We start from the raw sequence: 22,648 nt of genomic DNA on the forward strand, positions 1-22,648 counted from the left end.
GGAAAGAGTTATTCACCACAGAGGCACAGAGGGCACCGAGAGTAAGAGCATTTTGATTTGCCTGGAGATATCCGCAGATCAAATTCCGTAATAAAGGCAGATTGAAGCTCCCCGCAGCCCGCCTACGGCGGACGGGGAATCTCCGTATGCAAGGTAAAATGCATCGTATTCGCTCGCTAACCCCGCTGCAAGCAGCGGAAATGCGCTCGCTATGCATGTTCAAATGGATATAAACGATCTTTCCGGTGAAGTCATCAGCGCAGCCATTGAGGTTCATAAGATTCTTGGATCCGGCCTATTGGAATCTGTTTATGAGGAATGCTTGTGTCGTGAGCTTGAATTAAGGCAAATTCCTTATGAAAGGCAAAAGGAGCTTCCTATAGAGTACAAGGGCATCAAATTAGATTGCGGCTATCGTTTGGATGTGCTCGTGGAAAACAGGTTACTTCTTGAATTAAAAGCCTGTGATGCTCTGCAGCCTATACACAAGGCCCAGCTTTTGACCTATCTAAAATTGACCGGTATCAAAGTAGGTCTCCTAATTAACTTTAATGTGCCTATCTTAAAGCAAGGGATAAAGCGGATGGTCAAGTGAGAGAGGAATGAAGATTTATTCACCACTGAGGCACTGAGGTCACAGCGGTTTTTTCTTTCTCCCCATGGGCAAAAACAATATCTCTGTATTCTCTGTGACTCTGTGGTAAGAAAAAAACTCTTTGCGGTAAAAAAGGAGGGATCATGGATATAGCAGAAGCCGTTCGGAATCGCAGGAGCACACGGGCCTTCCTGCCCAACCCGGTTCCAAAGACCGTGATTGAGAATATCCTGGATGCGGCCCGCTGGGCCCCTTCCTGGGGCAACACCCAGCCCTGGGAATTTCTGGTCGTGGGCGGAGAGGCTTTAGGGAAGATCGGTAAGGATTTTTGCTGCCGCCTGGCAGAGGGCGCAAAGGACAATCCCGATATTTCCATGCCGGCGGAGTGGGATGAGCCTTATAAGGGCCGCTATCAGCAGGTGGGTAGGGGGCTTTTTGAGACCTTCGGTATCGCCCGCGAGGATAAGGCGGCCCGAAATGCACACTATCAGAAGATGTACGCCTTTTTCGGCGCTCCGGCGGTCATCTTTATCCTCATGGGAGAAAATCTTGGCCACTATTCACTCTTTGACTGCGGGAGCGTCACCCAGACTATCTGCCTCCTGGCCGGGAGGGAAGGGTTGGGCACCTGCGTTCTGGCCGCCGCCGTTCGCCACCCGGATATCATCCGGGCGCACCTATCCGTGCCCCCCGGCAAGAAGTTCGTTATCGGCATAGCCGTCGGCTATCCGGATGCAGATTCACCCTACAATAAATTCCGGAGCAACCGCGTGTCGCTGGGGGAGATTGTAAGTTGGGTGGACCTATAAAAGACGACGGAGTTTTTTGAGGATTGCGTTATGGCGAGAACAGATGACCTTTTTGCCCTGGCTGAAAAAGACAAACTCTCATATCAGGAAGCATCAGATATATTTGAGAGACTCCTTAAGCTCGACTTCCCGCCGGTCGCGGTGAAGTTTTTCTTTGATGAAGAGGAGATGGGGCAATACAAACCGGACAGGATTCCGCTGCACCCCATAACCTTCTGCGCCTTCATTGCCGCGTCAAGGTCTTCCGGGTACATTCTGGTAAGCGGGGAAGAAAAACTCCGGTGCGAAAGCGCAAAATATGTCTTCGGCTGGAGGCCGTTCGATGATAAGGAAGCAGCAAGGCATATGAAGTATGCCAAGGATCGGGGGCAGGCGGAAAAATTCGCCAGGGCCAGGCCCAGGCTGCCCGAGGGGAAATTAAAAGGCTTTTTGACCTCTCCCCTGGAAAAGACCCCGGTTGCCCCGGATGTTGTTCACGTTACCTGCACCCCCTTTCAGGCTTATCATATTCTAAACGATTACATGGCGGCGATGGATGTGCATCTCCTGCCTGTTACCCAGATGGTAGGCTCTGCAGTCTGCGGCGGCGATGTGATAGCCTATCAAACCGGCAGGGTCAACATGAATACCATGTGCAGCGGGAGTTACACATCGGGAAAGACGGAACGGGGAGAGATGAACGTGGCTGTCCCCGGTGATCAGATAGAGGCGGTAGCGAAGAGGATGCTGGAAAGGACCATTCGCAACAGGGGAGTCTCGTTCCTGCGCAAAGGGGAATCCTATCCCGGATTTGATGTCTGCGGAGGTTGTCCGATGTTGGTGTTCAAGTAACCCGAATGCGCTCCTTTCAGGTTTTTGGTCTGGGACAGTGCTGCCTGGATTATATCGGAAAAGTGGACGCCTATCCTCCGCCGGATGTGAAGTGCGAGTTTTCCGACATGGTCGTGCAGGGCGGCGGGCCGGTGGCTACGGCCCTGGTCGCCCTGGCCCGCTGGGGCGTTTCGTGTACCTTTGCCGGTGTGGTGGGGGATGATCTGTTCGGCGGCAGCATCAAGGCCTCATTGGATGCTGAAGGCATAGATACCGGTGGTATCCTGGTCAGGAAGGGGTTTGCCTCTCAGTTCGCTTTTATTGTAGCTGAACCCGGAGTAGGGAGGCGCACGATCTTCTGGCGAAGGCCCACCGGTCCTCCTCCAACCCCTGAAGAGATCGACTACGGCCTTATCCGCAAGGCCAAAATACTCCACACCGACGGCCTTTTTATCGAGGCCTCCCTTGCCGCTTGTAAGGCCGCCAAGGAGGCGGGAGTTCAGGTAGTTGTGGACGCCGGCTCCCTCCGCGAGGGCATGCTGGACCTCGCCCGGTTGAGCGATTATTTTCTGGCCTCGGAAACCTTTGCGAAGGCTTTGGTGGGCGCGGACAAACCGCTGGAGGCCTGCTACAGGCTGGCCGGGCTTGGCCCCCGCGTTGTTGGCGTAACCCTGGGGCCGAAAGGCTATGTGGCCTTGGCCGAGGGCGCGATTATTGAGCGGCCTGCCTATCCGGTGGAAGCCGTGGATACCACGGGCTGCGGCGATGTCTTTCACGCGGGCTTTATTTACGGCCTGACTCAGGGATGGGATGCCTGCAAAAGTCTTGATCTTGCCGCGTGGGCCGCGGCCATGGTCAGCCTTAAGCTGGGAGGCCGGGCCGGCATTCCGTCCCGGGAACAACTCAGGGAAAAAGGTTACACCTAACCCAGTAGAGTGGGCTTTGCCCCCCCATTGTTCCCGTCTTGGCTCATGGGATTGAGTACCATGCCGACCAGAATATCGCGGGCGGTGTCAATACGGCGTTTGATGTCGGTGTCGAGCATGGTTATTCCTCAATATTGGTAGACGGGGTGGACTTGGTGGACCGGGTGGACGGAGGGCGTGATGACCGTTTTTTGGAACGTACGCGGTAGAGGCGCTCGGTGAAGCCGCCCTCTGTTTCGAACGCCTTAGCCTGTGCGGCGAGCTGGCGGTCGAGCAGGCTGCAGGCGACCGCCAGCAGCACCAGTGCGGCGTTGGCGGCAAGCTCGGGGTAAGTGGGCACCGTGGATTTCGTAGACTGACGCTTTTGTCCACTTAGTCTGTCTCGTCCACGCAGTCCACAATCATGCTCTGCCTGCACCCACTGTACTACTTCATCGGCGGTGGCGCAGCGGAGGTCGATCAGTCTTTGCCTGCGGTGGTCGTCACGATCCCAAATCGGCAGGCCGCGCTGGCGCAGAAAATCCTCATAGTCGAGCCGCAGCTCTTCCAGACTGGCCCGCGCTACATTAGTGAGTTTAATTTCGGTCTTTTTCGAGGTTCCCGATGCTTGACTTCCTTCGGCAATGTTCTGCACCCCCGACCGCGCCGCCTGCACCATCTGGTCGTGAGTGCGGCTGCGCTTTTCGACATAGCGGTCGCAAAAACGGACCGTTATGTCATAAATCAGTTGCGCCACCTGAAAACTCCTGAGTTTTCGGTAGCCACCATGCTTCGGTATCAGCGGCTCATTAGTATTCATATCGTACGTAAGTTCCGGCTTAGAGACCAGTCCGATGGCCCTGTTTTTTTCGATTCACAACATGTTGTTAGCGGTCTTGGTGGGCAAAGCCTACCCTACATGGCTACTTGGAAAAGGAGAATCTATAAAAGTGCTGGTATCTGTAAAACGAGACGTTCCACTGTTGCGAGATACTCTGAGTGATGACGTTCGAATAAATGGGTCAATTGGTCCTTCGCATACTTCCCACCCACATAAAGGATTTTGTCCAGGAAAAATGGCTCCATTCCGATTTCTCTTGCCACAAGCCATGTAAGTATGAACTGCTCTTTTGGTTCTTTGAGTTTCTTGCAGGAGGAAGCTAACTGTTTCAAGAAGTTGCCAAGATGAACATCGGTTTTGACATAGTACAATAGGCCGAGTTCTTTGAAGAAATTGCATATAAGCGGGGGACCCATCTGAATAATGCCTGAAGAAAACTCTTTTGCATAGTCAAATGCTTTTCCCGGATGCTGTCGAGAAACCTTGTCGTACATATCCCAAAAGCTTTCAGGGTCTGCCAAAATTTCTTGTTTGACTTTGGGTAATGCTGTAGCGAGAGATAATACAAGTCTTGGCCTGTGCTTCTTAGTGCTTACTCTACCCTTTAGTATCTCGATTAAACTATTCAAGTTATCTTGTTCGGGAATTCCAGCTTCTTCTAAAATAGAATTGCCCCAAGACAGGGTGATTCTGACCCAATCATCATATTGATATAATGGTTCGGTACACTTTCTGAAGTGGCATGACGAATAGTGCCCATCAAATCTGAAGATATCTTCTGGATAAAGGACTTTAAAAGTTTTTCGTACAGCGCTGTAGCTGGCTGCAGCCATTGCCAGATTATTCAAAATCTGGTGCTCTTTTGTTTGTTTTGGCCACCTTCGGGTTCGTATTATTTCATACTGCCGGAGCAGATCGGGGTCCTTATTCTTCTGAGTTTCCTCTGCAATTATTTTTTCTGCTTCAGAGAACAATTCTGAAATTCGCATTAGCGTTTCCTTTTTTACCGTACTTTGTTAATCCTATCTGCTTCTGCAAGAGGGGTAACAAGTTATTCCACGGTTTCTGTATATTTCCGCGAGTTGGAAGGAACCCCTCCGGGGTTTCCACACGGCAAGAAGCTTTAGCCAAGTAGCCAAGTAGGGTGGGCTTTGCCCACCATCATCCAATATTCACCGGAAATTTCGCTGGTGTTACATCCCAGTATCGCCGAAATCACTCAGCATTTAGCGCAACATATTTATTCCATTTAAAATATCCTTGACAAGCTTTTTCTAAGATGAATTCAAATGGTAGGTGCGCCACTTGATGTCTGCCGGAACACTTCGTGTGGGGACTGGCGGGAGAGAAGACCACAGTTACCCGATTATATGTCAGAGCAATTATTATTTTGTATGAGCAGGTGTTCGCCTCTTGGAAGGAATAATCGCAATCAATGACCGGAGCGCTTTGTTGACTGATTCCGAGTCCGAAAAATACTTTCTAACATCCGGCTCCAACATAACTGCTCCGTCTTCAAGCTTAAAATATTGGACTGAGGTAGTGCCGTCCTCTTTATGAATGACTACCTTATGACCGGCACGATATGCCTTATAATATTTTCCTCGCACCGCACCTTTCATGTTTGAAAAATCGTATTCCGATTTCATATAAGTCCCTCTAACATATTTATATTCTATTTAAAATATCCTTGACAAGCTTTTTCTGGGCGTTTACTTCTTTTTGGTGAAATGCTGGACATAGAGGAAAAGAAAGAAAACATCCGGGAGCTTTATGAGATGTGTCCGAGGTAAGCGCATGAAGGAAGAATCTAGGAGTGAAATCATCATCTATCGTACCAAGGACGGCAGGACTGCCCTTGACGTCAACCTGAGCGGAGAGACCCTTTGGTTGAATCAGGGTCAGATGTCCATCCTCTTTGACAGGGACCGGTCCGTCATCACAAAGCACTTGAGCAATATATTCAAGAGCGTAGAATTGGATAAAAAAAGCAATGTGCAAAAAATGCACATTGCCGGTTCCGATAAACCTGTAGTTTACTATAATCTGGACGTCATTATTTCACTTGGTTACCGCGTGAACTCAAAACGCGGCACGCAGTTCCGCATCTGGGCAACTCAGGTCCTCAAAGATCATATCCTGAAGGGCTATTCGCTCAACGAGAAGCGACTGAAGGAGCAGAATGCCCGCCTGCTTGAATTGCAGAAGACAGTCAGCCTTATGCAGCGGGTCATGGAAGGCCGGGAACTGGCCCGCGATGAAGCTACTGGACTTCTCCAGGTGATCACGGATTACTCCTATGCCTTGTCGCTCCTGGACCAGTACGATCACCGGCAGTTGAAAATCCGGCATACCACCGAAAAGACCCCTTTTGTCCTGACCTACGAAGCAGCGAGGAGAGCTATTGACAAGCTCGGCGAACAGTCGATGAAAAAGGGGCGGCCCGTTGCATTATTCGGACGGGAAAAGGATCAATCGTTCAAAGGCTCCCTGGGCGCGATCTACCAGACGTTCGACGGGAAAGAGACCTATCCCAGCATCGAAGAAAAGGCCGCTCACCTTCTCTATTTCGTGGTCAAGAATCACTCTTTTATTGACGGAAACAAGCGCATCGCTGCTTTCCTGTTCATCTGGTTTCTGGATGCCAGCGGAATTCTTTACGCCGGTGACGGCCGCAAGCGGATAGGCGACAATACCCTCGTCGCTCTGACCCTTATGATTGCGGAGAGCCGGCCCGAAGACAAAGACATCATCGTCAAGGTCATCGTGAACCTGATCAACAGGGACAATATATAAGGGCACATCGTGAAGGGGTATGGGTAATTTTCTAAACAAATGGATTTAGAGGAAAAGAAAAAGCAACTTCGGACGTTATACGACGAGTACGAGGAAGGTGTGGCTGAGTTTAAAAAAGCAGCGGCGTGTGAGGCGGGGTGTGCTGACTGCTGTATAGATGTGGAGGATGTCGATATCATAACCCTGGAAGGCATTATTATCCGGGAACGGATGGCTACGTTTGACAAATCAGTCCAGGCAGAAATAAGGGCGAGATTGGCGCAGAACAAGGAAGAAAGAGAGGAGGGGAAACTTTCCCGCTGCGCCTTTCTTAGGGCGGACAATACCTGTATGATCTATGATATTCGTCCTTTCAGTTGCCGCCAGCTTTACTCAGTCAAAAGGTGCAACGGCGCGCCGCCCACCATTCACCGTCAGGCCGTGCACCTGGCCAGGCAGACTGTTGACAAAATGCAGCGGCTTGACTTTGGCGGGTATTCAGGGCATATCAGTTATATCCTCTATTTACTGGCTAAAGAAGACTTCAGAAGGCGGTATCTGCACGGTAGGTCTGATCCTCGAAAGATAGTGGATTTTGGGCGAAGCCACGGAATAGTCATTAATCGTTTTGTCTCCGGCTGAGGCAATTTTTTTCTTGACAAAAAACGGCCCCTTAGCTATGGTCGGCTTTGTATATAAAGGGGAACCGGACGATGGGAGAAAAGGGCCGCTGTGGTGGAAGATTTTATTATTTTTGCTACTATTATACCATGGTCTGCCCATCGTCTTTGGGATAACTCTTGCAAAATCTCAAGGTCGTGGGCAGGCAAAAAGCTCACGGCCTTTTTATTTAAAGGAAAAGGCCGTGACAGAGGAATTCTTCACGGCCTTTTCTATTAAAGGAGGATAAGAGATGACTGGAAAACAGATTCGTATGGAGCGCATCTTCAACCGTAATACTAAAAAGACGGTTATTGTCCCCATGGACCATGGAGTGACGGTGGGTCCTATCGAAGGGCTTATTGACATGAAGAAGACCGTTAATGCGGTAGCCTCGGGCGGCGCCAATGCCATAGTCGTGCATAAAGGCATCGTAAGGGCCGGCCACCGTGGGGGGGGGAAAGATGTGGGTTTGATTATTCACCTCTCGGGCAGCACCACTATATCGCCGTATCCCAATGCCAAGACCATGATCTGCACTGTGGAAGAGGCCATAAAGATAGGCGCGGATGCGGTCTCCATCCAGGTCAATGTGGGGAACGGCAATGATAGTGAGATGTTGAGGGACCTCGGGCAAACGGCCCGGATCGCCAGCGAGTGGGGGATACCGCTACTGGCCATGATGTACCCGCGGGGCGAGAAGATTAAAAATGAATATGATCCGGAGATAATCGGGCATGTGGCCAGGCTGGGGGCAGAGCTGGGAGCGGATATCGTCAAGTGTTCTTATACGGGCGACCCGGAGTCCTTCCGGCGGGTGGTAGAGGGGTGTCCGGTTCCCGTGGTTATTGCCGGAGGTCCGAAGATGTCTTCGGATCGGGAGTTACTGACGATGGTCAGGGATGCTATAGACGCCGGGGCATCCGGTCTATCCATCGGCCGCAACATCTTCCAGCATAAGAATCCGCAACACATGACGGCTACGTTGAGCCGTATGGTGCATCGCCGGTATTCAGTAGAAGAGGCCCTGGAATATCTGGGCAAGGAATAGGGGAAGGAAATCATATATGAAACAGATCTGGGTGAAGGTTATCCCCTGGAAGAAGAAGCTGGTAACCACTGCCCTGGAAAATGGGGCGGATGCCCTGGTACTGGCAGAGGGTGATTCAGAGAAGGCTAAAAAACTCGGTCGTATTCCTACGGTGGCGCCGGATGGGGATCTCAAGTGGGGGGAAGATGTGGTGGAGGTGACCATCCGGGGATCGGAGGATGAAAAAGAGGTTGTCCGATTGGCCCAGACCAGGAAGGTCGTGGCCACGACCACGGACTGGACGGTTATCCCGCTTGAAAACATCGTCGCTCAAACCAATAATGTCCTCGTGGAGACGTCAAACCTGGAAGACGCCAGGACGGCCCTGGGGGTCCTGGAAAAAGGGGTAGATGGGGTGGTAATCAACGTCTCGGAACCGGCGGAGCTTAAGAAGATACTGACCTCTTTGCGAGAGACAGGCGGAGAGGCCCCGCTTACTATAGGCGAGGTGGTTTCCATAAAGACCCTGGGCATGGGAGACCGGGTGTGCATCGATACGTGCACGCAGATGGGGAAGGGTGAGGGCATGCTTATCGGCAATACCAGTCAGGCCCTTTTTCTGGTACACGCGGAGAGCGTGGAAAATCCGTATGTAGCCACCCGGCCCTTCCGCGTCAACGCCGGTCCGGTTCACGCCTACGTGCGCGTGCCCGGCGGCAAGACGCGCTACCTTTCCGAACTCAAGAGCGGCGATGAGGTGCTCATGGTCAACAGCCAGGGCAAGAGCGGACCGGTGGTGGTCGGCCGGGTTAAGATCGAGAAACGTCCCCTGGTTCTCATTGAGGCCCGGGCCGAAGGCAAGGTATTTTCGACTATATTGCAAAATGCCGAGACCATACGGCTCACCAGACCGGATGGGGAGCCGGTATCCATCGTTTCCCTTAAGGAGGGAGACCAGGTCTTGATGTCTGTTGAGGCCGGCGGCCGCCATTTCGGCTACCATATAGAGGAGACGATTACCGAGAAGTGATCTGCGTTGCTGTTTCTGCACCCACTATGTCCGGTATGCTGGCCGCAATCAAAAAGGGACAGAAGGTGGCTGATGCCATAGAGCTGCGGCTGGACGGACTTAAGAATCCGGAACTGGCATCCCTTATTAAGGCAGCCCGGCCCAGGAAGGTCGTGGTAACCAACCGTTCGTCCAGGGAAGGCGGGCTGTTCGCCGGAAAAGAGGCGGATAGAATCAGTTCTCTTGCTGAGGCCATATCCCTTGGGGCCGACTACATTGACCTTGAGTGGCGGACGGCGGTGCCAATAAGGGAAAGGCTGCTGGCAAATAAAAGGAAGACAAAGGTCATCTTTTCTTATCATGACTTCACCCATACGCCCTCCAGAAGGGCTCTGCTTAATGTACTGAAATCCATGCGTGCGGCCGGGGCCGATGTCGGCAAGATTGTGACCATGGCTACCTCGCCGGATGACAATATTACGCTTCTCTCTCTCCTTGGCTGGGCCCGTCAGCATAATTTTCCTTTGATTGCCTTCTGTATGGGCGAGATGGGGAAGATCAGTCGTCTGGCCACCCTGGCCCTGGGAGGCTATATGACCTATGCCTCTCCCGGACGCGGCCGGGAGACAGCGCCGGGGCAGATCAGCGCCTCTACGCTCAGGCAGATTATGGAGCAGATGGGCCTTTCCTGATGTACCTGATTGATAGCGAAACACGCCTTTATTGTCTGATAGGTAATCCTGTAGCCAAAAGTCTCAGCCCGATCCTGCACAATGCGGCGTTCCGGGCCCTGGGTGTTAATGCGGTATATCTCGCCTTTTGCGTGAGCGATCCGGCGGCAGCAGTACAGGGTATAAGGTCTTTACCCATACACGGGGTGAGCATCACCATCCCTCACAAAACGGCCATTTTGCCGTATGTGGATGACCTGGAGCCTTTGGCGCGGGCGATGGGGGCGGTAAATACCCTTTATTGGCAGGAAGAAAGGCTTATCGGGGCAAATACCGACGGCCTGGGGGCTGTTCTGGCCCTCAAGGAGAAGATGGAACTCCATGGCCGGAGATGTCTGATCCTTGGGGCAGGCGGCGCGGCCCGTTCTATCGCCTTTGCCCTTAAGACAGAGGGATGTCATGTAGTTCTTACTAATCGAACCGGAGAGAAGGGGAGGAGGCTGGCCGAAGAGATCGGTGTGGACTGGGTTCCCTTCGGAGAGTTTGCACGGGATAAGGCAGATATACTTATCCAGGCCACAAGCGTGGGCATGTACCCGGATGCGGAAGAAAGTCTTGTGCCCCGCCAGGCCCTCGCATCTTTCCCTGTGGTTATGGACATTGTCTATAAACCCCTTGAGACCAGATTGCTGAGAGAGGCCAGGCAAGCGGGCTGTCTTGCCATTGATGGACTCAATATGCTCAGTTATCAGGCCGCGGCCCAATTCAGGTTGTGGACGGGGAAAGAGGCCCCGATTTCTGTGATGCGGCGTGAGGCCGATGACTACCTATCAGGGAAAGGAGTTTCTCGTTGATTACTGTAAGGTCGCAACATCCTATAAAAGCAAGTATTTCTGTCCCCGGCTCAAAGAGTCTGACCCAACGGGCCCTGGTGACCTCCGCCCTGGCGGACGGCGAGAGCATTATCCGCGGGGCCTTGATCAGTGAAGATACGAACCTCCTGATAGAGGCGTTAAGGAGTCTCGGCGCTGAGATCGCGGTGGAAGCGGAAGATGTGGTAATAAACGGCACCGGCGGCCTTATAAAGATACCCAAAAAACCGCTTTACATGGGAAATAACGGGACCGGCATACGTTTTTTGACGGCGGTCAGCGCGCTGGGAGGGGGCCGCGTAGTGCTTACCGGCAGTCAGCGCATGGAAGAGCGCCCTATTCAGGACCTTCTGGATGTCCTGAACAAACTTGGCGCCGAGGCCATAAGTATAAACGGCACGGGTTGTCCGCCGGTAAAGGTGATGTCTCCATCCGGCACACTCCCGGGCGGTCCGGTTGGTATAGCGGGCGGTTCCAGCAGCCAGTTTATATCCGCCATTCTCCTGGTGGCCCCGTATGCCCGGAGAAAGGTCATTCTGGAGATTGAGGGAGAGATGGTCTCCACTCCCTATGTCTTCATGACCTTAAAGGTGATGAATGATTTTGGCATCTCTGTGCCCTGCAAAGACTATCGTATTTTCGATGTTCCCCAGGGGAGATACATCTCGCGGGTTTATACGGTAGAAGGAGACGCCTCCAATGCCTCCTATTTCTGGGCGGCGGCCGCGGTGACCGGCGGCCGGGTATGTGTGGAGAATGTATTTGCCGATACGATACAGGGCGATGCCGCCTTTTTAAATATTTTGGAGAAAATGGGCTGCCGGGTGGAAAAAGGCGACGACGGCATTACGGTTTCTGGCCCGGAGAGACTGCAAGGTGTAACGGTAGATATGAACAAATGGCCGGATATCGTGCCCACCCTGGCAGTCGTAGCGGCTCAGGCCGAAACCGAGACCGTTATCAGGAACGTAGCCCATCTGCGCATAAAGGAGACAGACCGCCTCCGTGCTGTAGCTACCGAATTAAGAAAGATCGGCGCTCAGGTGGAGGAATTGCCGGATGGCCTGGTTATCCGCAAGGGGGGGCCATGCGGCGGACTTATCGAAACCTATAACGATCACCGTATAGCCATGAGCTTCGCTGTGGCCGGCCTGGTAACGCCGGATATTTCCATTGCCGGAGAAGAGTGCGTGGCTAAATCATTCCCGAATTTTTGGGAGACATTTGATCAACTCTATGCCTAAAAAACCTCTGGCAAAGATCGTTCTTATTGGTTATCGTGGTTCCGGGAAGACCACGGTAGGCCGGAGGTTAGCGGAGAGATTGTCGGTGCTATTTACTGACACCGATATCCTGATCGAAGAGAAGGCCGGTATAACCATCAAAGAAATGGTGGAGAAAAAGGGATGGGCTTATTTCCGGGCAGTGGAAAAAGACGTCATTCGCGGTCTGGCCGGGGATAGGGCCATGGTAGTAGCGGCCGGCGGAGGCGCTGTCCTTGACCCGGAAAACCAGGCGCGCCTGAGAGAAGACAGTCTGGTTTTTTATCTGGCGGCGGATGAGGCCACGCTGGCCGGGCGTATCGCTAAAGATACCAGGACAGGTGACCAGCGGCCGTCTCTTACCGGGGAGACGGTAACGGCGGAAATCAGGGCGGTTTTAGAGGAGCGGGAGCCTGTTTATCGTAAGGCGGCCGATTATGTGATAAATACGGAAGGCCGGACGGTGGACGATATTGTAGCGGAACTAACCGGTATTATAGAGAATAGAGACTAAGACAAAAAGAGAGATATATGGCTGGGAATACATTCGGTAAGGTATTTAGGGTTACCACGTGGGGGGAATCCCATGGCCGGGCCCTTGGGGTAGTCATAGACGGCTGTCCTCCACTCATTCCTCTGAGCGAGGCGGATATACAGGCCGATCTGGAGCAGCGTAGGCCGGGAAAGGCCGGGGTGGTTGCGGCTACCAGGCGTAAGGAACCTGACGCGGTAGAGATTCTATCCGGTGTATTTGCCGGGAAGACCACGGGAACGCCGATTTCGCTTATTATCTTTAACCGTGACGTGGACACCTCGGCCTATGAGCCTATCAAGGACCTCTTTCGTCCGGGGCATGGAGATTATACATACCTTAAGAAATATGGTATTCGCGATAACCGGGGGGGCGGCCGGGCCTCCGGACGGGAGACCGTGAGCAGAGTGGCGGCCGGCGCTGTAGCTCGCAAGCTTCTGGAGCGGGAGGGGGTACGGGTCATGGCCTATACCCTGGAACTGGGCGGCGTGCGCGCGGAAAAGATCGATTTGGCCGCGGTCGAGGAGAGCTCCCTCTTTTGTCCGGATCCGGAGGCGGCGCTGCGGATGGAGGAAAGAATTAATGAGGTGCGCGCGCGGGGAGATAGCCTTGGCGGCATAGTGGAGATAGTGGCCAGGGGTTGCCCGGTTGGTCTTGGTGAGCCGGTCTTTGACAAACTGGACGGTGATCTGGCCAGGGCTATGATGAGTATCGGGGCCGTCAAGGGCGTGGAGATCGGCTCTGGTTTTGAGGCCGCACGCCGTCCCGGCTCACAGAATAACGACTCCATCCTGCCGCACGGTTTTGCTACCAATAATGCCGGGGGCATATTGGCCGGTATCTCAAATGGGGATGACATAGTCGTGCGGGTGGCGGTAAAACCCATCCCATCCATTGCCAGGCCCCAGAAGACCGTAAATATTAACATGGAACCACGGGAAATAACGGTCGGCGGTCGGCATGATATCTCGGCTATCCCAAGGATCGTTCCGGTTTGCTCGGCCATGATGCGGCTCACCTTGGCGGATCATCTTTTGCGGCAGAGGGCTATCAAATCTCATGGATAAGAAGTCCATTACCATTGGCCTCGTCGGCGGCAGCGGGAGGATGGGGCAATGGTTTAAGCGTTTTTTTACTGCAGCTGGCTACAGTGTGGAAATAGCCGGTCGAAAGACCGCTATGACCCCGGTTGAACTGGCTAAGAGGAGCCGGGTCTTTATTGTCACCGTGCCTATTGATGTGACCTGCGCTACTATCAAAGAATTGGGGCCATACCTGGCGAAAGACGCCCTGTTCATGGATCTGACCTCCCTCAAGAAGGAACCGGTGGAGGCCATGCTTAAGTATTCTAAGGCTGAGGTCATCGGCACCCACCCTTTATTCGGGCCCCGGGAAAGGTCGCTGAAAGGCAAAAATATTGTGCTCTGTCCGGCCCGGGGCAAGAAATGGCTGCCCTGGTTAAAAGACCTTTTTGGGTCTTACGGCGGACATTTAGAAATAATGTCCCCGGATGAGCACGACCGGGCCATGGCCATTGTGCAAGGACTTGTTCATGCGGCGCACATGGCTGTGGGTATGACCGTTGCCGGGAGCAAATTCCCTCTTTCTACCCTTGATAGTGTAGCTACACCCAACTTCAAAAAGAAATTGCAACAAGTACGCCGTCTGTTTAGCCAGGACGCTAACCTCTATGCCCAGATGCTTTTTTACAATCCCTACGTCCTGCCGCTACTTGAGTCCTATATGGACAATCTGCGCTATTTGGTTTCGGCTGTTCGAGAGAAAGAAACCGTAGCTATCGCGAAGGCCTTTGCCGGGTTTCGCCTCTATATCAAAAGTGGAAATTAGCGAACCATTCTTTAATTGATGGTTTCGTAAAAAAGGCTTTTCAACGCTGAGCACACAGAGTCCGCAGAGAAAAACTTTTGCCACCAAGGCACCAAGACACAAAGTTTAAAAATTCGAATTTCGAAATTAATCTGATCTCTTAGTGGCTTGGTGTCTTAGTAGCTGAATAGTTATAAATTCCTTTAATATGTTATCGCGGCGTTCTCAGCGACCCCTCACGCCTTCGGCGCATCTGCGAGCGGTAATTTTTACTTTTTGTGAAATCATCTTAATTGCCGTTACCTGTCTGGTGCAAAAAAGCAACTCGACGCCATCCAGAATTGCACTATTGCAACCTTCCCATGACCCCGGCCCATCCTATAAATCCAGCAATTAAGGGATGTTAGGTAATTTTTTGTGCGAAAATATATTGGCACGTTTTATGCCTTACAGGTATGTTTAACTTGCTAATTAGTCATCTTTTAAACGGTCTTTAAAAGGAGGATATATTTATGGCAGTACCTGCAACTGAGTTAAAAAAATGGGGAGAGATTATTGATGAGGGATTAGAACAAGGCGCAGCCAGACTTACGTACGAAAAGATAGAGCAGGTCATCAACCAGGTACTAAAGGGGGAGACCGGGGCGCGCATGAAGGTCTATGTGGATACCTGCATCCACTGTGGATTATGTTCCACCGCCTGTCATCAGTATCTCTCTAATAATGGCGATCCCGAATTTTCTCCGGTAGCAAAGGTCAAACGGACCATGTGGGAGATGCTCGATAAAAAAGGAAAGGTCAGCCCGGCGTTTATAAAAAAGGCCTCCGAGATTGCCTCTACAGAATGTAACATGTGCCGCCGCTGCAGTATGTTTTGTCCGTATGGTATTGATATAGCTTATATTATGTCCATAGTTCGGAGGATTTGTCATTTGCTGGGGGTTACCCCGCTCTATATTCAGGATACAGCCCACAGCCATGCCGTCACCATGAATCAGATGTGGGTGAAAGAGGATGAGTGGGCAGATACCTTGCAGTGGCAGGAGGGTGAAGCCCAGGCTGAGATACCCAGTCTTCGCATCCCCCTTGACAAAGAAGGGGCGGATATCATGTATTCGGTCATCGGTCCGGAACCGAAGTTTTTGGCTCACCTTATCTACAATGCGGCTATTATCATGACCGTAGCCGGCGAGAACTGGACCATGCCTTCGCTTCCGGGCTGGGACAACAGCGATATGGCCATGTACACCGGTGACTTTGAGGTGATGGGGCGGGTTAAAAGGACCCATTTTGAGAAGGCTGCTGAACTGAGGGTGAAAAAAATAGTCATGGGCGAATGCGGTCATGCCTTCCGTTCGGTATATGATGTGGGAAATCGCTGGGCAGGCTGGAAGATGCCGCCTATACCTATAGTCCATGGCATTGAGTGGTATTATAACCTGATTAAAGACGGCCGGATAAAGATAGCCAGAAAATTCGAAGAGCCGGTTACCCTGCACGACCCGTGCAACGTCGTCCGTGGACGGGGATTACACGAGATGGCGAGGTATGTTATTAAGGCCACCTGCAAAAATTTCATAGAGATGTATCCCAACCGGGAACATAACTATTGTTGCAATGCCGGGGGTGGGGTTATCAACTGCGGTCCTCCCTGGAAAACAAAGCGGGTAGTGTCCAATAAAATAAAGGCCGAACAACTTGCTGCCACCGGCGCGCATGTTTTAATCACCCCCTGCCACAACTGCCATTCCGGACTGGAAGACATCGTTAGTTACTATAAATTAGGAATGCATATCGTTTTTATTAGCGAGATACTGATGAAGACCATGGAAATTCCAGATTCATTGCGAGCCTAAGGCGTTTTGGGCTCGACTAAATATGGATAAGGCAACGGCCCATTAGAGAAAATGGGCCGTTGTTGTTTGAACTCAGAGCCAGGACGCCGTTTTATTGGCCTGCCATAAAAAAAGAACTTGACCACAGCAATTAAGACATGCTAGATAGATATGAATCCTTATTCATCTTGTTATGTTTTTTGATGAAGGGTTGACCTTCGTCATGAATGGGTGAGTGATTGCTTTTTAGCATTAAGACCGGCAGTCTGAGTGAATAACATGAGACCAGCCGTCTCATGCAATAAGGTTAGCTCTAGATGTTTGAAAAGGAGGCGGTACAATGTCCGAATCAAAAAAGTGGGATTGGGATACGAGCGAAGAACTGATCGCGACTCCCAGTGAATGGAAGACTAAATTTGCCCGGGTGCAAGAGCCGTATGTCAGCCCTGACGGTAAAAAAGTCGCAGCCATAGTAAGAAATGAGGATGGAACTTATACGGCCTGCGTAAATGGTGAGGCCTGGGAGAACACCTATGATAATATGTGGAACCTGAGATTTGGTCCTGATGGTCGCCTGACGGCTATAGTTTCAGAAGCAGGTGAGTGGACGTTAGCTGTAGATGGTGTGCCCTGGGAGAATAAGTTCGCCTATGTCTGGGACACCAAGTTCAACGAAGATGGTCAGACCATAGCGGTTAAGATTCAGCAGGATACGCGGTATGGATTGGTGGTGAATGACCAGCCGTGGGAGAATTTGTTTGAGCATATCGGTAAGTACGTCATGACGCCGGATGGGCAGCATATGGCCGCGGCAGTACAGGCAGTGCCGCTGGGCCAGGCCGAGGTTTTTAAGTTCAAGGAAGAAGGGACTTGGACGGTAGCCGTGGACGGCAATGCCTGGGAGAAGATTTTTACCAATGTCTGGGGCCTTGATTGCAGCCCGGATGGAAAGCACGTGGCAGCCGAGGTCAGGATGGGCCTTTACGATTACACCATCGCTATGGACGGAGAGATGTGGCCGGAGAAATTCAATTGTGTCTGGGAGCCGGTATTCCGGCCCAAGACGAGTGAAGCGCTGGCCACCGCACCGGTAAGAGCGGCCGGCAAATGGACGCTGGCCGTTAACGGCAAACCCGTCTGGGACAGTAAATTTGTGCAGTGCTGGCATCAGACGTACAGCCCGGACGGCAGAAAACTGGCGGCCATTGTGGCCCCGTCTTTTGGACAATGGACGGTAGCTATTGACGGCAAACCGTGGGCAACGACATTTAATGAATTGGTTCAGGATGTTACCTTCAGCCCGGACGGCAATCGTTTGGCAGCCATTGCCAAGGACGACGGTCACTGGAAGATGGTGGTGGATGGTACGCCCTGGCCGGCGATGTACGATATGGTATGGCCGCCGGTATTCAGTCCCGATGGTAGTAAGGTGGCGTCCAAGGTAGAGAAGGGCGGCAAATATACGATTGCGTTGAATGGAAAGTCTTGGCGTGAATGCGAGGCCCTCTGGAATCCGGTCTTCAGCCCGGACGGAAAGAAGGTCCTGGTTCGATGCATAGAGGATGGTAAATACTATCGTCGTATCGTGCCGATATCAGAATTTTAGGTAAGGGGGGAAATATAATGCAGGGTATTTATGAGTTTGTGCGGGGTCCGCTACTGTGGTTAACCTTTATCGTTTTCATCGGAGGCAGCCTGTATAAGCTGATTCCAATGTATTATCTACTCAAAAAGAAAGAGGCCTTTGTCCTGAGCTATATGAGTCTCAAATATAGCCTACGCTCCATCCTGCACTGGATTATACCTTTTGCCAGCGCAAATATGAGGCAGCGACCGATAATGACTGTTATGTCCTTTGGCTTTCATATCTGTCTCCTGGTAACACCTGTTTTTCTCCTTTCCCATATTGTCCTCTGGGACGAATCGTGGAACCTAAGCTGGTGGGCGCTGCCGGATTGGATTGCCGACATCATGACCCTTGTGGTCATTGGCGCCTGCGTTTTTTTCGCTTTCCGGAGACAGATACTTCCCGAGGTGAAATACGTAACTTCTGTCGCGGATTACGCGATACTGGCCGTTACCGCCGCTCCGTTTATCACCGGCTTTCTGGCTTACCATCAATGGATCGAGTACAGGACTATGCTTATTCTGCATATTCTGTCCGGGGAGATTATGCTGATGGCCATCCCCTTCACCCGGTTGGTCCATATGTTCTACTTTTGGCTTACCAGGGCCTATATGGGCTCTGAATTCGGCGGCGTACGGCACGCCAGAGATTGGTAATTCGCGCTTCTACTTTGCGGAGGTCTTAAAAGGAGGATATACTTATGGCAGTACCTGCAACCAAGTTAAAGGAAAAAAAAGAGATAATAGATGTAGGCTTGGAGGAAGGGGCGGCGAGGCTTACGTATGAAAGGATAGAACAGGTCATAAACCGCGTGATTACGGCGGAGATGGCTGCCCGCATGAAGGTCTATGTGGATACCTGTATCCACTGCGGCCTGTGCTCCACGGCCTGTCATTATTACCTTTCCCACGGGACTCCCGAATGGGCGCCGGTAGGTAAGGTCAAACAGACCATGTGGGAAATACTGGAGAAGAAAGGCAAGGTCAGCCCGGAGTTTATAAAGAGGGCCTCGATAATTGCCTCTACGGAGTGTAATGTATGCCGGCGCTGCAGTATGTATTGTCCCTATGGTATTGATATAGCCTACATCATGGCCACGGTGCGGCGCATCTGCCATCTGTTGGGGGTAACGCCCCAGTACATCCAGGATACGGCCCACAGCCACTCCGCGACCATGAACCAGATGTGGGTGAAAGAGGATGAGTGGATAGACACCCTCCAGTGGCAGGAAGGAGAGGCCCAGGCCGATATGCCAAGCCTCCGTATCGCTCTCGACAAAGAGGGCGCGGACATTATGTATTCGGTCATCGGCCCTGAGCCCAAATTCCGGGCCCAGCTCATATATCAGGCGGCGATCCTCATGACCGCAGCAGGAGTAGACTGGACTATGCCAGCCAGCCCGGGATGGGATAACAGCGATATGTGCATGTTTACCGGCGACTTTGAAATGATGGGCCGCGTCAAAAGGACCCACTTTGAGACCGCTGCCAAGCTGAGGGTGAAAAAGATCGTCATGGGTGAATGCGGTCACGCCTTCCGTTCGGTCTATGACGTGGGCAACCGCTGGCTGGGCTGGAAGATGCCGCCCATTCCGGTCATCCATGCCACACAGTTCTATTATGAACTGCTCAAGGAGGGTAAGATCAAGATAGCGAGAAAGCTCAAGGAACCGGTTACCCTGCATGACCCGTGTAATATCGTCCGGGGACGTGGGCTCCATGAGATGATGCGTTATTTAGTCAATGCTACCTGTGAGAATTTTGTAGAGATGTATCCCAACCGGGAACAGAACCATTGTTGTTGCGCCGGTGGAGGCGTAATTAACTGTGGCCCGCCCTGGAAGACCAAACGTGTCGAGTCCAACAGTATCAAGGCAGAGCAGTTGGCGGCTACGGGGGTGCACATTTGCATCGCTCCCTGCCATAACTGTCACGGAGGACTGGAGGATATCATTAATACCTATAAACTTAATATGCACACCATGTTCTTTATCGATGTGCTGATGAAGACTATGGAGATCCCGGATTCATTGAAGGCGTAGCGGCCTGTTTGCTAAATTGCAGGCACAAAAAATGGCCCATCCAAAGATGGGCCATTTTTTTCTGTAAATTAACAAGCAGGATTTGCAAATCAATAAAATAAGAGCTAATTTAATATCATGCCGTTCCAAAAACAACCGGATTGCAAACACGAGATTATCTTAGACAGCATAGCGGATGGTGTATTTACCGTAGATATGGAATGGAAGATTACCTCCTTCAACCGTGCGGCTGAGAAGATTACCGGCATACCAAGAGAAGAGGCCCTGGGCCGCTTATGCAGCGATGTTTTTCGGGCCAATATATGCGAGACGGATTGCGCCTTAAAAAAAACTATGTTGACCAAAAGGCCAATCATCAATAAGCCTGTCTATATAATAAACGACCGGGGTAAAAAGATTCCAATAAGCGTCAGCACGACTGTATTTAAAAATGAACGCGGGAAAATTATAGGCGGTGTGGAGACCTTCCGGGACCTTTCTATGGTTGAGGAGCTGCGGAAGGAATTGACCAAACGGCACCGCCTGGACGACATTATCAGTAAAAATCACGAGATGCAGAAGATTTTTGCCATCTTGCCGGAAATAGCCGCCAGTGAGAGCACCGTCCTTATCGAAGGCCCCAGCGGCTCCGGCAAGGAACTCTTTGCCAAGGCCATTCATAATCTAAGCCAGCGCCGCAAAAAGCCGTTTGTCGCGGTAAACTGTGCTGCGATGCCGGATACTCTTTTGGAATCGGAGCTTTTTGGTTACGTGGCCGGGGCCTTTACCGATGCCAAGAAGAATAAGCCGGGCAGGTTTGCCCTGGCCCAGGGAGGGACCATCTTCCTGGATGAAATCAGCGACATTTCTCCGGCCCTTCAGATTCGGCTCTTGCGGGTCCTGCAGGAAAAGGAATTTGAACCCCTGGGGGGTACAAGACCAATTAAGGCCGATGTGCGTGTACTGGTCTCCACCAACAAAAGCCTGGAAGTCCTGGTGAAAGAAGGAAGATTTCGGGAGGACCTCTACTACCGCATCAATGTGATGAAGATCATCCTGCCGCCACTTTTGGAACGGAAAGAGGATATACCCCTGCTGATTGACCATATAATCGATCGTTTTAACCGGTTACGAGGAAAGGATATCTCCGGGATGTCGGAAGAGACACTCGCCATCCTTATGCATCATGATTACCCTGGAAATGTCCGCGAACTGGAAAACATAATCGAACATGCCTTTATACTTTGCAAGTCTGGACTTATTAACCCAAGCCACTTGCCCTCCCATCTAATACCAAAGGGGTCGGGTCAAGTGTTCGCCCAGGTCGAAGATACGCCTGGGCGTGCGAATCTGCCTGCGGCACGACCGGTAAGGGCCAGTTTAACTGCAATGGAACGCCGGTTCATTTATGAGACCCTTATGAGTAACAATTGGAACCGGTTGGCCACAGCCCGGGAGCTTGGCATCAATAAAACCACATTATGGCGTAAAATGAAGAAGCTGAATATCAGCGCGCCGAAGTCGGGTCAGAGGTGATCGTTATGGAGAGATTCCGTAATTATGTGGGCAAAACTGTTGTTCTGGAGAAGGTTAGGGAGGCAGTGGCGCAAAATGCCTACGGGCTGGCCGGCCGGTACCTGCCCGATCCACCGGAAGATTTTGATGAATTTGAGTTTATCACCGATTGGGATGGAGAAAATAAACTGGCGTTGATGGTGACCGTGGAGATGATGAAGGTTAAAAGAATATTTTTTGGGATATCGTCCCCTGAGAATCCCGATGTGGTTAGAGGCTTATCCGATACAGAGCTGAAAGAACTCCTGGAGAAAAAAGGGGGCGTATTCGTAAGCTTTTTTGATCATATTACTCGAGGCTAGCCCGGCTGCCTGCCAGGATCAGACTGGATTCCAATTCCTGTTCGTCTCTTATTTGCCTTGTTAGCCCCACGGTTTCCAGTAACTCCAGGGTGATATGAATCGCACCGACAATAAGTGGGTAGCAGACCTCAGTTGGTATTTTTGAAGGATCATGCTCCAGAATATCGGCGCATGTATTACCCGGATATTTGCCGATTAATTTATTAAATCGGGCCTCCATTTCTTCGATCAACAGATAAACGCCTCTATCTATCTTATCTACGGCAGCAAAGGTTAAGAGACAGCCCGCTCCGGTCAGGGCGCCGCAGGTTACCCCCTGGAAGCCCATGGCTCCAACCAGACCGCCGGCCGCCTTGATCACATCATGGCTGTAGATGCCCAGTTCGCCGAGGCCGATATCAATAACGATCTGGCTACACAGAAGACCCCGTGCCGCGGCCTTTTTTACCTCTTCGTTAATGTATGCAAGTGATGGCATAACCGTTTTTCTATCCACTTTTTGTGACGCTCCATTTTGCCGGGATGAATAAACAAGATTAGATGGTCACATATAATGGATGACATTGTTCCGGTCAAGCTTTTTGTTGCACCCTGATCCACCGGCAAGGCATCATCTGCGGCGTTGCCTTCGATCGCTCCTCCTTGCGACGTATTGCTCCATACGCCTTAGTCGTCGCTCCTCGGCGCCTTG

Annotated in this window: 24 protein-coding genes; 20 read left to right on the top strand and 4 right to left on the bottom strand. The window is 51.6% G+C overall.

The features are described 5' to 3' along the window. Positions 1–223 precede the first annotated feature (223 nt). The 4 genes from PHT49_09910 (at position 224) to PHT49_09925 (ending at position 3,140) form a co-directional block, all read left to right on the top strand. Positions 224–595, top strand: coding sequence for a GxxExxY protein (locus tag PHT49_09910; protein ID MDD5452195.1), 372 nt, complete (start codon positions 224–226; stop codon positions 593–595). Positions 596–738: 143 nt separating this feature from the next. Further along, positions 739–1,404 (top strand): nitroreductase, encoded by a 666-nt coding sequence (locus PHT49_09915; GenBank protein MDD5452196.1) that lies wholly within the window; start codon positions 739–741, stop codon positions 1,402–1,404. Positions 1,405–1,434: 30 nt separating this feature from the next. Further along, positions 1,435–2,235, top strand: coding sequence for a DUF169 domain-containing protein (locus tag PHT49_09920; protein ID MDD5452197.1), 801 nt, complete (start codon positions 1,435–1,437; stop codon positions 2,233–2,235). A 5-nt stretch (positions 2,236–2,240) separates the two neighbouring features. Continuing rightward, the gene (locus PHT49_09925; GenBank protein ID MDD5452198.1) at positions 2,241–3,140 is read left to right on the top strand and encodes a PfkB family carbohydrate kinase; all 900 of its coding nucleotides are present in this window, start codon (positions 2,241–2,243) and stop codon (positions 3,138–3,140) included. 121 nt (positions 3,141–3,261) lie between these two features. Here PHT49_09925 and PHT49_09930 read toward each other — a convergent pair whose 3' ends face one another. The 3 genes from PHT49_09930 to PHT49_09940 all read right to left on the bottom strand — a co-directional run bounded on the left by PHT49_09930 (position 3,262) and on the right by PHT49_09940 (position 5,609). Continuing rightward, positions 3,262–3,939 (bottom strand): four helix bundle suffix domain-containing protein, encoded by a 678-nt coding sequence (locus PHT49_09930; GenBank protein ID MDD5452199.1) that lies wholly within the window; start codon positions 3,937–3,939, stop codon positions 3,262–3,264. A gap of 122 nt (positions 3,940–4,061) precedes the next feature. Continuing rightward, positions 4,062–4,949, bottom strand: a complete 888-nt coding sequence (locus tag PHT49_09935) for a hypothetical protein (protein ID MDD5452200.1) — start codon at positions 4,947–4,949, stop codon at positions 4,062–4,064. Between the two features lie 396 nt (positions 4,950–5,345). After that, on the bottom strand, positions 5,346–5,609 hold the full coding sequence (locus PHT49_09940) for a hypothetical protein (protein MDD5452201.1): 264 nt from the start codon (positions 5,607–5,609) through the stop codon (positions 5,346–5,348). A 148-nt stretch (positions 5,610–5,757) separates the two neighbouring features. Between PHT49_09940 and PHT49_09945 the strand changes: the two genes are divergently transcribed. The 16 genes from PHT49_09945 to PHT49_10020 all read left to right on the top strand — a co-directional run bounded on the left by PHT49_09945 (position 5,758) and on the right by PHT49_10020 (position 21,957). After that, positions 5,758–6,756, top strand: a complete 999-nt coding sequence (locus PHT49_09945; GenBank protein MDD5452202.1) for a virulence protein RhuM/Fic/DOC family protein — start codon at positions 5,758–5,760, stop codon at positions 6,754–6,756. A gap of 39 nt (positions 6,757–6,795) precedes the next feature. Continuing rightward, positions 6,796–7,377 carry a YkgJ family cysteine cluster protein gene (locus PHT49_09950; protein MDD5452203.1) on the top strand — a complete coding sequence of 194 codons (582 nt, stop codon included), beginning with the start codon at positions 6,796–6,798 and terminating at the stop codon, positions 7,375–7,377. A 271-nt stretch (positions 7,378–7,648) separates the two neighbouring features. After that, complete coding sequence (locus tag PHT49_09955; protein ID MDD5452204.1) at positions 7,649–8,446, top strand: 2-amino-3,7-dideoxy-D-threo-hept-6-ulosonate synthase; 798 nt, start codon at positions 7,649–7,651, stop codon at positions 8,444–8,446. 16 nt (positions 8,447–8,462) lie between these two features. Beyond that, the gene (locus PHT49_09960) at positions 8,463–9,455 is read left to right on the top strand and encodes a 3-dehydroquinate synthase II (GenBank protein MDD5452205.1); all 993 of its coding nucleotides are present in this window, start codon (positions 8,463–8,465) and stop codon (positions 9,453–9,455) included. Then, complete coding sequence (aroD, locus tag PHT49_09965; GenBank protein ID MDD5452206.1) at positions 9,452–10,126, top strand: type I 3-dehydroquinate dehydratase; 675 nt, start codon at positions 9,452–9,454, stop codon at positions 10,124–10,126. The genes PHT49_09960 and aroD overlap by 4 nt, the downstream gene beginning before the upstream one ends. Then, positions 10,126–10,959, top strand: a complete 834-nt coding sequence (locus tag PHT49_09970; GenBank protein ID MDD5452207.1) for a shikimate dehydrogenase — start codon at positions 10,126–10,128, stop codon at positions 10,957–10,959. The genes aroD and PHT49_09970 overlap by 1 nt, the downstream gene beginning before the upstream one ends. After that, entirely contained in the window at positions 10,956–12,221 is a 1,266-nt protein-coding gene (gene aroA, locus PHT49_09975) for a 3-phosphoshikimate 1-carboxyvinyltransferase (protein MDD5452208.1), read from the top strand. The genes PHT49_09970 and aroA overlap by 4 nt, the downstream gene beginning before the upstream one ends. Beyond that, positions 12,214–12,753 (top strand): shikimate kinase, encoded by a 540-nt coding sequence (locus PHT49_09980; GenBank protein MDD5452209.1) that lies wholly within the window; start codon positions 12,214–12,216, stop codon positions 12,751–12,753. Before aroA ends, PHT49_09980 begins: the two co-directional genes overlap by 8 nt. A 17-nt stretch (positions 12,754–12,770) precedes the next feature. Continuing rightward, positions 12,771–13,838, top strand: coding sequence for a chorismate synthase (gene aroC, locus PHT49_09985; protein MDD5452210.1), 1,068 nt, complete (start codon positions 12,771–12,773; stop codon positions 13,836–13,838). Then, positions 13,831–14,619 (top strand): prephenate dehydrogenase/arogenate dehydrogenase family protein, encoded by a 789-nt coding sequence (locus tag PHT49_09990; protein ID MDD5452211.1) that lies wholly within the window; start codon positions 13,831–13,833, stop codon positions 14,617–14,619. The genes aroC and PHT49_09990 overlap by 8 nt, the downstream gene beginning before the upstream one ends. 491 nt (positions 14,620–15,110) lie before the next feature. Then, positions 15,111–16,454 (top strand): (Fe-S)-binding protein, encoded by a 1,344-nt coding sequence (locus tag PHT49_09995; protein MDD5452212.1) that lies wholly within the window; start codon positions 15,111–15,113, stop codon positions 16,452–16,454. 319 nt (positions 16,455–16,773) lie between these two features. Continuing rightward, on the top strand, positions 16,774–18,039 hold the full coding sequence (locus PHT49_10000) for a WD40 repeat domain-containing protein (protein ID MDD5452213.1): 1,266 nt from the start codon (positions 16,774–16,776) through the stop codon (positions 18,037–18,039). A 17-nt stretch (positions 18,040–18,056) separates the two neighbouring features. Continuing rightward, complete coding sequence (locus tag PHT49_10005; protein ID MDD5452214.1) at positions 18,057–18,716, top strand: nitrate reductase; 660 nt, start codon at positions 18,057–18,059, stop codon at positions 18,714–18,716. A gap of 44 nt (positions 18,717–18,760) precedes the next feature. Further along, positions 18,761–20,101, top strand: coding sequence for a (Fe-S)-binding protein (locus PHT49_10010; protein MDD5452215.1), 1,341 nt, complete (start codon positions 18,761–18,763; stop codon positions 20,099–20,101). Positions 20,102–20,218: 117 nt separating this feature from the next. Continuing rightward, positions 20,219–21,616, top strand: coding sequence for a sigma 54-interacting transcriptional regulator (locus PHT49_10015; protein ID MDD5452216.1), 1,398 nt, complete (start codon positions 20,219–20,221; stop codon positions 21,614–21,616). Between the two features lie 5 nt (positions 21,617–21,621). Further along, positions 21,622–21,957, top strand: coding sequence for a hypothetical protein (locus PHT49_10020; protein MDD5452217.1), 336 nt, complete (start codon positions 21,622–21,624; stop codon positions 21,955–21,957). Here the strand turns inward: PHT49_10020 and PHT49_10025 are convergent. Further along, positions 21,944–22,435: a C-GCAxxG-C-C family protein gene (locus PHT49_10025; GenBank protein ID MDD5452218.1), complete on the bottom strand. Its 492-nt coding sequence runs from the start codon at positions 22,433–22,435 to the stop codon at positions 21,944–21,946. The two genes, PHT49_10020 and PHT49_10025, sit on opposite strands and share 14 nt — an antisense overlap. Between the last annotated feature and the right edge of the window lie 213 nt (positions 22,436–22,648).

It is taken from the genome of Desulfovibrionales bacterium, from assembly GCA_028715605.1.
Classification (GTDB): Bacteria; Desulfobacterota; QYQD01; order QYQD01; family QYQD01; genus QYQD01.